At 37.8% G+C, this 11,777-nt stretch carries 15 protein-coding genes and 1 pseudogene; 6 read left to right on the forward strand and 10 right to left on the reverse strand.

The features are described from left to right. Window positions 1–18: 18 nt before the first annotated feature. The 4 genes and pseudogenes from G6554_RS14720 to G6554_RS14735 form a co-directional block, all read right to left on the reverse strand. Window positions 19–975 (reverse strand): annotated as a pseudogene (locus G6554_RS14720) (ATP-dependent helicase ComFA); the annotation flags it as partial. A 159-nt stretch (window positions 976–1,134) separates the two neighbouring features. After that, complete coding sequence (locus tag G6554_RS14725) at window positions 1,135–1,785, reverse strand: replication-relaxation family protein (protein WP_166243153.1); 651 nt, start codon at window positions 1,783–1,785, stop codon at window positions 1,135–1,137. Continuing rightward, window positions 1,769–2,914 (reverse strand): FtsK/SpoIIIE domain-containing protein, encoded by a 1,146-nt coding sequence (locus G6554_RS14730; protein ID WP_166243155.1) that lies wholly within the window; start codon window positions 2,912–2,914, stop codon window positions 1,769–1,771. Before G6554_RS14730 ends, G6554_RS14725 begins: the two co-directional genes overlap by 17 nt. Beyond that, a complete protein-coding gene (locus G6554_RS14735; protein WP_166243157.1) occupies window positions 2,911–3,102 on the reverse strand; it encodes a hypothetical protein in 192 nt (63 codons plus the stop codon). Before G6554_RS14735 ends, G6554_RS14730 begins: the two co-directional genes overlap by 4 nt. Before the next feature lie 335 nt (window positions 3,103–3,437). On the opposite strand from G6554_RS14735, the gene G6554_RS14740 reads away from it, so the two are divergent. The 5 genes from G6554_RS14740 to G6554_RS14760 all read left to right on the forward strand — a co-directional run bounded on the left by G6554_RS14740 (window position 3,438) and on the right by G6554_RS14760 (window position 5,279). Further along, window positions 3,438–3,635, forward strand: coding sequence for a helix-turn-helix transcriptional regulator (locus tag G6554_RS14740; RefSeq protein ID WP_166243159.1), 198 nt, complete (start codon window positions 3,438–3,440; stop codon window positions 3,633–3,635). Further along, the gene (locus G6554_RS14745; protein ID WP_166243162.1) at window positions 3,632–3,985 is read left to right on the forward strand and encodes a hypothetical protein; all 354 of its coding nucleotides are present in this window, start codon (window positions 3,632–3,634) and stop codon (window positions 3,983–3,985) included. Before G6554_RS14740 ends, G6554_RS14745 begins: the two co-directional genes overlap by 4 nt. Window positions 3,986–3,996: 11 nt before the next feature. Further along, window positions 3,997–4,251 carry a hypothetical protein gene (locus tag G6554_RS14750; protein WP_166243164.1) on the forward strand — a complete coding sequence of 85 codons (255 nt, stop codon included), beginning with the start codon at window positions 3,997–3,999 and terminating at the stop codon, window positions 4,249–4,251. Between the two features lie 319 nt (window positions 4,252–4,570). Further along, entirely contained in the window at window positions 4,571–4,972 is a 402-nt protein-coding gene (locus G6554_RS14755; RefSeq protein WP_166243166.1) for a hypothetical protein, read from the forward strand. Beyond that, window positions 4,962–5,279 carry a helix-turn-helix domain-containing protein gene (locus G6554_RS14760; RefSeq protein ID WP_166243168.1) on the forward strand — a complete coding sequence of 106 codons (318 nt, stop codon included), beginning with the start codon at window positions 4,962–4,964 and terminating at the stop codon, window positions 5,277–5,279. The genes G6554_RS14755 and G6554_RS14760 overlap by 11 nt, the downstream gene beginning before the upstream one ends. 417 nt (window positions 5,280–5,696) lie before the next feature. On the opposite strand, the gene G6554_RS14765 is transcribed toward G6554_RS14760, so the two are convergent. The 5 genes from G6554_RS14765 to G6554_RS14785 form a co-directional block, all read right to left on the reverse strand. After that, the gene (locus G6554_RS14765) at window positions 5,697–6,560 is read right to left on the reverse strand and encodes a GH25 family lysozyme (protein WP_166243304.1); all 864 of its coding nucleotides are present in this window, start codon (window positions 6,558–6,560) and stop codon (window positions 5,697–5,699) included. Beyond that, entirely contained in the window at window positions 6,560–6,967 is a 408-nt protein-coding gene (locus G6554_RS14770; RefSeq protein ID WP_166243170.1) for a phage holin family protein, read from the reverse strand. Before G6554_RS14770 ends, G6554_RS14765 begins: the two co-directional genes overlap by 1 nt. 28 nt (window positions 6,968–6,995) lie before the next feature. Next, window positions 6,996–7,178: a hypothetical protein gene (locus tag G6554_RS14775; protein WP_166243172.1), complete on the reverse strand. Its 183-nt coding sequence runs from the start codon at window positions 7,176–7,178 to the stop codon at window positions 6,996–6,998. Next, entirely contained in the window at window positions 7,175–9,010 is a 1,836-nt protein-coding gene (locus tag G6554_RS14780; RefSeq protein WP_347564315.1) for a phage tail spike protein, read from the reverse strand. The genes G6554_RS14775 and G6554_RS14780 overlap by 4 nt, the downstream gene beginning before the upstream one ends. Window positions 9,011–9,117: 107 nt before the next feature. Continuing rightward, on the reverse strand, window positions 9,118–9,291 hold the full coding sequence (locus tag G6554_RS14785; RefSeq protein WP_166243174.1) for a hypothetical protein: 174 nt from the start codon (window positions 9,289–9,291) through the stop codon (window positions 9,118–9,120). A 57-nt stretch (window positions 9,292–9,348) separates the two neighbouring features. Between G6554_RS14785 and G6554_RS14790 the strand changes: the two genes are divergently transcribed. Next, window positions 9,349–10,059, forward strand: a complete 711-nt coding sequence (locus tag G6554_RS14790) for a hypothetical protein (protein ID WP_166243176.1) — start codon at window positions 9,349–9,351, stop codon at window positions 10,057–10,059. A gap of 57 nt (window positions 10,060–10,116) precedes the next feature. Here G6554_RS14790 and G6554_RS14795 read toward each other — a convergent pair whose 3' ends face one another. Next, window positions 10,117–11,772, reverse strand: coding sequence for a right-handed parallel beta-helix repeat-containing protein (locus G6554_RS14795; RefSeq protein ID WP_166243178.1), 1,656 nt, complete (start codon window positions 11,770–11,772; stop codon window positions 10,117–10,119). Between the last annotated feature and the right edge of the window lie 5 nt (window positions 11,773–11,777).

An 11,777-nucleotide genomic window follows, 5' to 3' on the forward strand; every position in this document is an offset into this window, starting at 1 on the left:
TTGGACTGTGCTCCTTTTCTAATATTTATCAATCATTCCTCTTTTAACCCCTTCCTGGTTCATCGTAACAATTTGCCTTCTTGCCTTAATCATCTCGTCGGTTTTTCCATAATGAAAAAAGGTTACGACACCCTCTGGATGATTCTTACTTCGCCCTGCCCTACCAGCAATTTGAACAAGGGCGCTTTCGGTAAAAATGGTATCTTCTGCTCCGATGACGGCAACATCGATATTCGGAAGGGTAACGCCACGCTCGAGGATAGTAGTTGTTAATAGAATAGGTATCTCTAAAGCCCGCATTTTTTGCACCTTCTGTTTTCGGTCGGGGTCCTCAGCATGAACCGCCTCAATGTTGGGCGAAATCTGTCGAAGAATAGGTAGGGTCCTTTCCATCATTTGAATATGCGGGAAAAAGAGTAAGACTTGTTTATTCTCCAAAATTCGACACTGAATCCACTGGATAATGGTCGGCGGCAATTTGTTTTTTAGAAGCCGCTTTTGCCAGTTGCCGCACCAAACAAATTCGGGTACCGGTAGCGGGTGGCGATGGAATCGGGCGGGGATGGTGGTAAAGGCTCTTTTGCCACCGCGGCATTCCTTTTGCCATCTTTCATTTGGTGTGGCGGTCAAATAAATCATCGCTGAGATGGGTTTACGTGCCTGTTTTGCAGCATACTGGAGCGACTCCTCCACGGTGTACGGAAAAGCATCGACTTCGTCCAAAATGATGGTGTCGAAAGCTTGGTAAAACCGCAGCAGCTGATGTGTTGTCGCAATGGTGAGAGGTGCGTATAGATGGCGATCCTCGCTCCCACCGTAAAGGGAGGCAACTGTTGTATGGGGAAATGCCGCCTTTAACCTTGGGGTGAGTTCAAGGACTACATCTGTCCTTGGTGTCGCAATGCAGACTCTTTTTTTTGCAGCTAAAGCTGCCTCGATTCCCGCGAAGAGAACCTCAGTTTTCCCAGCGCCGCAACCCACAGGTTATGAATACATAATTTTTTATTTCTTGTTTCTGCAATTGCTACATGATTTCCTAGTATGTTTCTTAGCTTTGAATGATTGTGGATTTCTAAATACTCCACATTTTTCACAAAGTCTATATTCCACCTTTTCGACTAATACCTTAAACATCTATATCACCTCCTTAGAGATTATTTTCGTTTTGACTGGTCTCACTTCCACCTTCACTTCTTTTTCGGTTTTTAAGCTTTTCTCAAACTGAGTAAATGATTCGGCTTGAAATATTTTAAATGGATATTTTCCATCGATAGCATATCGCTGATCAGACAGAATGAGTAAGTGCGGAAATGGAGCAGTCATTATTCCGCTATTGTATAATTCGACATATCTATCTAATTTTTCTTCAATTAGCTTATTTGAGTAAAGTGTTCGTTGTACCTCCACAAAGAAATTGGTCTTTCTGTATTGGCAGAATATATCCGGCTCTGCACATCCCTTTTTACCGTATTTCGGTTCAACTAAAAACGTTTCAAGGTTTCCTAGTTGCTTAAGCTCTTTATATACATTCAGAATGGCTAGAAAATGATTTATCTTTGCGGAATCCTTTTTGATATTATTTTCAGCTGCAAAGTAAACATAAGGGACAAATTTTGTAGACCTTTGTACATATCCGTCACGTAGTAATCTAAGTAACACGCTATTGGCAGCATAGGTAGGATTTTTTACATTAGAAAAATATAAATCGGCAATACTATCTCGATCCATCACACGGAATTTATGGAGGTCCTTTATGATGGACTTATCTCTATTGGTCAACGGCATCAGCGAACACGTCCTTTTCGGTTAATACAGGTTGCTTTGGTTTTTCCGGCTTAACTTCCTTTACCGGCATCTTGGTTATGTTAAATGGATTCAAAAGTTTCTTAGCGTCCTCTAATTCCAAGTAAGGAGCCTGTAAATCATATAATTTATCGCTGTTCATAATAAACCGTCCACTCACATCTATCTTTTCGGCATCGGGAGTATTAACAATTCTTGCTTCAATTTTATCCCTCAATTTAAAGCCCATTGAAACGGTCAAATTAGCCCTTATTGTTGTGTCTAATACTTGTGCATTCGGACGTTGCATGGATAGGATAGCAAAGACTCCTAGTGTCCTGCCGATGGCCACAATTTCAGTGAGTATATCCATTACAGTTTCATCTTTCCTTAGCATCACAAATTCATCGATGCAGACAACAATATATGGCCGCTTATGTTCTTCTGGTAGATCATCCACATGACTAACCTCAAACATTTCTGTAAGATCACTTCTTTCATCCAATTCCTTTTTGATGTGCCTAAGCATCCTGGCAATTTCTTTACCATTGGAAAGTACACATTGAACATGCTCAACTTTCCTAAAGATATGGAATTCAGACTTTTTGCAATCGCCTAGGTAAAGTTCCAATTCAGATGGCTTTTTATTGAGTATCATTGTGGTAAGGATGGAACGTAATTGTGTGGACTTACCTGAACCCGTTTCTCCAGCAATAAGAATGTGAGGCTGTTTTAATAAATCGAATGTGATATATTCACCGGTGCGTTCCCTTCCACAGATGACTCCAAGATTGTGGACGGTAACCAACTTGCTTATTTCTGTAGCATTATATTTCAACACTTTATCAGCACCCCTTTGATATACATTTAGGACATACTTTTTAAATTCACCTTCTAACTTGATTCGTTCTCCAAAGACTTGTAAAAAGGCATAATAATTTTTCTTGAGTAACGATGGATCTAAACCGGTAGGAAGAGTAAAAACAAATTCTGTGGATGATTCACTTGTGCGTACTGAGTGGATTTTAGGAAAGATTTTTCTTTCATCGCTGCCAAATGTTTTATATATAGATCCGGCCCGGAAAGCTTTAATTAGATTCTTTCTTGCCATAAGTTCTTGCCAAAAAGTCATCTTAACAACCACCACACAATTGGATTAGTCTCCAAAAAGTAAACACCTAAAGCCATTCCCGCTAAAGGTAAAGCAATCTTAATGGCAGTACCGAGCCAATGGACTCCAAACTCCTCAAATGTTTTATCAACAACTGTACAAATAATTGTTGCACCAGCTGCTATAAATAATCCTGGTCCAAATAACACTTTAACTACCTCCTTCATTTTTTTGAATTTTTTCTGTTTCCCTCGGACCCCCTTCTTCAGGACGTCCGGCTTTGCCTCCCTATTAACAGATTTTGTTTTTTGTTTGTTTAGTGGATTTATTCTTGTACAGGTGTACTTATAGTGATGATTTGAAAATAATCCAAAAGTGTTTTTTAAATCATCAAGTAATGATTTGTGGATGATCTGTTAATAGCCTATGCCCATTTATTATAGATATTGCTTGTACTTTAAATTTAATTTTGATTTTTATAAAAGAAATATTTCGAAAGGAATTTACTAAGACTAGCAGAATATAAATATAGAGGTGTTTACTGATGAAAAGCCGTATCGGGGAAATGATCGAAGCAGCAGGATATAAGAAAAAGTACATTGCTAAAGTATTAGAAATATCGCCTACCCAGCTGTCAAACTGGATTAGTGGAAGATCCTATCCAACAATTGAAAAGGCATTTAAATTGGCAACGCTTTTGAAGGTTAAAGTCGATGATCTATACGAGGAGGAAAAGGAATGAAAAAGGCTTTAAAAATTATATTAGGGATGTTTGTTGCGTTTTTTATTATTGTAGCAATCATATTAGTAGTAGATATTTCAAACGATGTGGAATATAAGGTTATTGAAAAGAAAGAAAGCTCCGATTCAATTCGTTTAAAGGTAGAAACTGAGGCAACTAAAGAGGGTGATCTAAAAACTATCGTTGATGAAGTAAAGAAGGAAAGTAAGAATGTTGATGCAGTTTGGCTGTGGATTTATAAACCAGGGAAGAATGGGGAATTATTAGCTAAAGCAAAAATCCCTTATAATAACAAAGGTCAAGTAATGGTCGGTGCGAATGATTTGAATTATATCTTTGAAAAAGAATAGAGTGAAATTAAATGACCGTCATCATCCATATCCACTACACATCAGTCGGTAGCAAATCATTTCAACGTGCCGAGATCCAGCTTCGTGGAAAATTAAAAGAACGTGCAGCCTATGAATTTTGGAAATGGATACAGAAGCAATTACCGTATGGCGGTGAGCTGGAACAGGTATTAGTCGAAAATGAAGACATAACCGAGGCTGTTTTAGCATTAGAAAAACAGGAACAATTGAAAGCCTTTTACGCAGCGGATAATTTACCATTTTAGGTCGTGATAGCCATGTTATTTTTTAAAAAGCGTATTAAAGTAAGAGTATTTGACCGAGGTGATCACTTTATCGCGATGGCAAGCACAAAAGATCAAACCGTTTGTAACTGTTACGGATCCACAAGAGAGGCTGCTAAAGAGATGGCCATCTTGAGATTAAAGCAAGCAATAGTCGACCATAAGACTCCTCAATCTTGAGGGGTTTTTATTTTGCGTAATTTGTCGAAAAGAAATTTATAAAAAGATGTTTACAATGCGGTAACGCATGATATAATAAGAGTAGGAAATGCGATAACGCATTAAAAAGGAGGAAGTAACGATGAACGTCATGAAAAAAGCTTGGGAAATCGCAAGAGAAGGTCAAAAGAAATTTGGAGGAAAAGTAAAAGAATATTTTTCCCAGGCTTTGAAAATGGCGTGGAGCATCGTGAAAAATGCTATGGAAAAAGTAGAAATCGGTTATCAAGAAGTAGCTAAGAAAAACGGTGTAATGTACTTTGTTGTAAATGACGTTGAAGGATTGGAAGTGTCGTTTTTAAGCACTGAAAAGAATCATTACAACGGCAAAATGATGACTAAAAAAGATGTAATCGAAAATTTTAAGCGTGGCACAAACAATAAAACTGGGAAAGCCGCTCGTCTATATGACGTAGCGATCAACTCCGGCGACATAGAAATTACATTAGGTGATGTAGTTGAGGTTATTAAAAATGCTAGATAACATCATTGGAGTGGAGGAGGCCGCTGAAATTCTTGGTCTCTCTCCTGGTACTGTAAAAAACATGTGTGCAGCTGGCAAATTAGAGAGTAAAAAAATCGGAAAAACGTGGGTCTTAGATAAAACTAATTTGGAGGTAAATAAAATGGCGAAAGTATTTTATGAAGATATCTTGGTTGGGGAAGTTATGACAAACCGTAGTTTATCAGTGGATGAAGCATTAGACTTAATCGGCTTTAACGAAGAAAAATTTATCACTGATAACAGGTTTGATGACATCGATTATAACGATTTTAAGTTGGTGTACTAAGTGCGTAAGCGACTAGACCTAACAGGCAGCCGCTATGGTTGCCTGGTGGTTTTAAAAGAAGAGGAGCAGATCGGCACAAAGCGTCGCTGGCTATGTCGGTGTAATTGTGGGAAAGAAACAGTTGTCCTTATGGATAGCTTACGCAGTGGAAACACTCAATCCTGTGGATGCATAAAGCCGATAAACGTTTCAAAAGCAAATGTTATTAATTTAACAGGTCAGCGTTTTGGAAAGTTGACAGTATTAAGTAGGTCAAAAATCAAAGAAAATAAACGGCATACTTTTTGGGAATGCAAATGTGATTGCGGGAATACCTCAATTGTGGACAGTTCCAATTTAAAAAGTGGTAATACTAAATCATGTGGGTGTATTTAAAGGTTAAACCCCCATCTCACGCGAGACAGGGGCTTTTTACTATTAAAACATCATTGACCAGGTTGCAGGACCGACAATACCATCGGATACTAACCCATGCCTACTTTGATAAGCCTTTACGGCTGCCTTTGTATTTGGCCCGAAGATACCATCAGGATTAACTCCGACTGCCCGCTGGATCCGTTCCACGTCCTTTCCTCGACTACCATTCTTAATCAGGTGACCTGGATACGGTACGATGTCTTTAGGTTTAGCAGGCTTTGCTGTCACTACAGGTTTAGGCGCAACAGGCTTTGGAGCAAGCGGTGTATTTGTACCTGTAAACCATTCCAACGGTTTACCGCCATTAAGGATATTTAAGTCTAAATTACCATTGTATCCGTTTAATATCCCTGTGCTAGTATATTGCCAAATGTCACATGGATAATCTGGTTTTGTTTGTGGCTTACCATCGTTACAACCATACCGTGGAATCCAAACCGCATCCACTTCAGCAAAATTTAGATTAAAAGATTTATATAAATGGTGAGCAATATAGATACCAATCTTTTGGACTCCAAAACTACGAAGTTTTTTAACGTAAGCCGAAACACCGGCACGCATATCAGCCATGGATTGTTCCTCGACATCGAGCCACCATACAGTAGGGTTTAAATCCTTTGTGCGGTTATAAAAATCTGTTGCTTCCACAGCCATATCGGATAGGCTGACACCTCTCACCCAAGCATATGCATTTGTGGACACCCCGCGTTTGCGGAGCTCATTATGATGTGTTTTATAATGATAGTCAATTTTCTGCGAACCATATTGAGTACGAATTATTGCGAGTTCTACTTCCTTTGCAAGTTGATCATAATTAATTTTTGTAGGATCTTGATGATGTGATAAATCAATAATTTTACTCATTATTTACCCTCTCCTTTTTCTTTTAATAGAGTAATAAAGTTTTTTACCGGGCCAAGAGGCACACCTAATTTACCTGCATTCTCCGTTAAACTAATAAATTCAATAACTATATAAGCAATGGTTACACCATCACCAAGATGTTGAGTACCAAGGATCCCTTTTTCCAATAAATAAATTAAGCCCACAATGATTAGAATGTGGACCTTTTTCACAAATCCTATCCGTCCTTTTGCGCTGCTTACTCCACCATTGACAGCACCTGCAGATACTCCCGACACAAAATCAGCAGCCATCATAATTATAAGTGTGGGAAATGCCCATCCCATTGCTCCCACAATAAAAGACCAAATAGTACCGATTGCTCCAAAAAAACTTTTAATAAATATGATAAGCTTATTTCCATCCATCCTCTTTCCTCCTCAAAATAAAAAAGCCTTATTCGGCTTCGATAATAGGTATCACTGCTTTTACATCAATTCTGGATAAAATCACATTAGTAAAAACTACAGTATTGATTTCGTTGTTATTTAGATCAGCATTAACTTGCACAGCATCATATTCCTCCACAGTAACTTCATACTCGCCACCGCTGTGGGTGATGATTTTAAGATTAATCAAAAGGAACCACCTCCTCGACTTTGAATGAAAAATTGCGTATATATATTTGCATTAATTCGTCCTAAATCATTAGGTGCAATCGTAATCGAATGCCATCCACGATCGACTTTACCCTCACTATCCTTTGCTAGATAAGGAATTAAGTCGATATTATCGCCGCTAGTACCGGTGAAAGGAATGGTATTACCATCGATTTTTATTACTACTGCAGACGGAGTTTTGTTTAATTTATAAATTCCAAACTGGATAGCATGTGTATGGTCAGGCAAAGTAATATCATGTGTGTGCGCAGGAATATTTACACTATGACTGTGCGCAGGTACTGAAACAGAATGCGTGTGGTTTGGTATTGTCACGTTGTGGTTGTGACCTGGAATCACATATTCATGCTTATGATAGCCCCAGTTTTCAGTACCAACACTATTTTCGGGGACACCTGTCATATCATGCAATTCAATAAAGTTAGATGATGTTTCCTGTGACCCACCGCCAGCTGCACTTGTAACGGTTGCTTGCCCGCCTGCTGAACTAGTTTGAGTGGAACCACCTCCACTTGATGTGGAAGAAACTACTGCCCCACCTCCTTCAATCGCTCTCTCATAAGCTCTAAATTTATCAGTCTTAAAGGATAGCAATAACTTATTGATTTTTACCAATTCGTCAGGTAAATAGAAGGTGATTTCTGCCGGGTTGTCCGGATCCGCATTGTCGTTATAATCATGGCTATCGATATTCGTTGCTCCCTGGCTATAAAGTTCATTGATCTGCTGTCGGCGTTCTATATCAGATTGAGTTGTTGATAAATCATCCGTTTTATTAGCGATTTCTAATTGAATAGCACCAGGATTACCTTTGATATCTGACTTTGATTCTTTTATTATCCTCGCTTCGAAGATGCCTAAATCATCATCTATCATTCTTGCAACACGGCCCATTCTCAATTTGTGGATGTCTTCACCGGTAATGGATGCGATATCTGCAGCTGATGCTCGATAGGTCACTTTTGGTACCTTCCACTGATTTAATAAAGCTAACGCATTGGCCTTTAAAGTAGGCGCATCCTCAAAACGTTTGTCTGCCCATATATACGACCGCAATCCGTATTTAGCGATTGATTCCGCATCTTCGACGTATGGGATTCCGTTATTTACTGACATAATGTTAAGCTGGTTATCTCCCTCACCGTATCCAAGAGCATAAATTCTATTAAACACAACGGAAGGATCTATTTCCCTTTCAATGGATATTTGATTCTTACCATATCGGATTTCACAGGTTACTTTCGATTCAGGATCTACTAAATTTAGAGTCCATGGATAAGATTGTGTATCATGCGTCCACTGATAAGGCATGTCAAAAGGCTTTGGTATGGAGAACATTGGACTAAGTAATCCATTTTCATTTTCCCACTTATAAGAGAAATACCTTGTAAAATTAATTAGGCCTTTTTGCCAATTCTTTTTAGATTGTTTGTCCAAGAGGTATTGAATATTATCTGCTGTTGTTAAATTATCATTCTGATGGTACAAAAAAAGCACGTCATCTAGCAAAGTTGCTAGAACGTGCTCACATTGATATTTAACTTCGTTTGTACTTTCCGATTTCACTGTACTTTCTGGGATAATACGGAACAAGCCAATATACTCGTCTTGATCAGTCACTTCCACAAAAAAAAGTGGCTGACATTCTGCGTTTTTTGGGTCATTCAATGGTAGTGTAAAGGTTGCCGTCCACAATTCATTAAAGTTTTTTTCATATCCAATCCCATATGCATTTTCTAAAATGGCCACCGGTTGCCGTTGCTGGTTAAGTATTTTAATAATGGTAATCACCGCCTTTCTAAAAACAAAAGAGCCATGTGGAAGGACTCTTAAAACTAATCCCGATTGTTAATACGCGGGTTTTTTTATGCAAAATAATAAGCCCGTTACACAGGGTACTAATTCTGATTTTTAACTATTGCAGACGCCTCATGAAAACGTTGGATATAGCACTGCTTCTTCTTCTCAATATCCTTGATATCTTTATCCAATAAATCAGGAAAACACACTTCTAATGAGTACCATTCTTCAAGTAAATCATTAAACACTTCATATACTTTTTGTTTATCCATAGTCCTCATCCTTTCCTTACTGTATAATTTTAGCAGAAAGGAGGGATAAAAAACCATATGTCATTAAGAGAATCCATTTTACTTTTGAAACAAGCAAAACAATTTTTAGACCAGATTGAATCTTCTTATCCTGTCTATTTAACTCAAAGGGAAGCTTCTGAAGAATTGCAAATTCAGATCAAAGATTTTCTGGATAAGGTCAATCCTGCGTTAGATTTTGCTGCATACCATATCTTCAATACTTATTGCATTCCTCATGTAAAAGGTGATCTAGGTAGAGCAGAAGCAAAGGTGTACTTTCCTTTAAGAGATACAAATAAAGCATTTGATCACTATATAAAGAACATCTACCCTGGTTTATTAGAGCAACGACCTGATATAGTAGATGTTTTAAGAAAGTATCAACCTTTTCCAACACGTCCTAAATGGTTATTTCATCTAAGAGAACTAGCAAAGCATAATAAACATAGAAACTTAACTAAACAATCATTCAGACAGTCAACACATATTGATAATCTCACATTTCCAGGTGGTGGTGGAATTAGAGGTATTACTATTGTAAATAGTAATGATGTCAGTGCGGTCAGTTACTACGGACAATCTATAGATTTCCAAAATCCAAACAACATCCCTGATTATTTTAATTACAGTGGTTCTGTTGATTATGATTTTGTCTTTATAGATATTAATCAACCTGTTTTAAATACTTTAAAAAGAATTTACAGAAGTGCTCCAACTGTAATATATGATCTAGAAAAAATTCTTTAGGAAGGCTGCAACCTTCCTCTTTTTTATGTCAATTTCAGTACACTTCCAAGTCTGAAGTTAATACAACGGATTGACAACTCCGCTACCGTCCTTAAACTTCAATTTCCCATCAGAAGAATGAACAAACAACGTGTTGTTTAATGCCAATGTTTCTGAAACTGGTACAAGTTCAATCCCGATAGGTAATTTAAATATTGCTCCTGTTTGCTTGAATCGTCCGTATTCTTTATATGTTTCTGACCCTACTGCCCCTTGATATCGTCCAAAGACCAAATCATTGCTTGTAACTTCCAAGTCAATACTTGCACGTGCAGCACCATTACTTAGAAAACGTTGTGAAAGTAGTTTAGTATCAGATCCTCTATCTAATTGTTCAATCACATTACCACTAGAATTTTTAGTCCGTTTACCATTTGAATCATACGTGATTCTTTGACCCTTACCAGATAAATCAGTAAACGTCATATTCGTTCCTAAATTGTCATATTCAGAGCTGAAACGATCAATATTAGTCGCTTCTATATAGATTCCTTTTGTAGTTGTACCGCTTACAGCTTGAACAATGTCATTTCGTCTTGTTTCCATAACCGTTACACCAACAACATGAATCGCATATTCAGCAAGTTTTGAATTGATATAAACATATCTCACGCTAACAAATTTACAAGGATATGTTGCTGAACCAATTTCAATATCAGAATATTTATTGGTGGCATCGTTTAATTGTCCGTTTTGTTCATAGTAACCGCCCTCGATACTGAATACATTTCCACCTTCACCGAATACGCCATGTTTTCTATTTCCTTCAACGTCACATTCGATTAAAGCTACTGAATCATTTCCGTATGTGTAGAATCCATGTCCAAAGTTAAAATTGATTAAACAGTCTCTAAACACCGCATTATTCGTGTTATTTCTAATGTCTATACCATTGTCTCTATTCCATTGAAAACGACATTTATCAGCTCGAATCGTCCATGAGTTTGAAGCAACAAATCCTTTATTGTTATAAATAACATCCACATGATTGAGGATAACCAAATTTGTAGCATATTTGGCATTAATACCATGTCCACTATCTATATTGTTTCCTTTGATAGTTAAATCCCGAATAAGGATATGTTTTTTCTCACTTCCAGCCGTACCACTAATTGCAATCGCATCGTTTACACTATTGTTGTAAAGGATGGTAGCACTAGTGCCAACCCCTTCAAAAACAATGTTAGATGGGAGATTAATACCTGTAATGTTGTAGGTTTTTCCTCCTAACACAATACGTCCACCGTTTGGCAAACTATCTATTGCTCTTTGAATACGTGCTGTGTCATCGGTTTCAGGTATTTGTAAGGGGAATTTTTCAACATACGCAATACTGCTATTAGTCGAAGTTTGGGCCAACTTCGTCGTAACTTCGTTGTAGTCATCGTCCAATCTTTGCTTTAAATTACCCTTATTTACCCCATTTGCATCCACTGCTGCCTGGGCGGACATTGCGTCGGAATCAGTTTCTCGATTGACTACAGCATTAAGCTGTGTTTGAGTACTATCTGATTTTGCATTTGCTGCATTTGCAGTATTAACAGCAGAAGTTGAATTTGTTTCAGCTGTTGCGGATTTCTTGAATGCTTCATTACTATTGTCAATGGCACTATTTAATTTAGGATAGGTTTGCTTTAAACTATCCGTGCCTAGAATTTTAGGAGCATCTGCCATCTCAC

The sequence above is a fragment of the Bacillus sp. MM2020_4 genome (assembly GCF_011250555.1).
Lineage (GTDB): Bacteria > Bacillota > Bacilli > Bacillales > Cytobacillaceae > Neobacillus.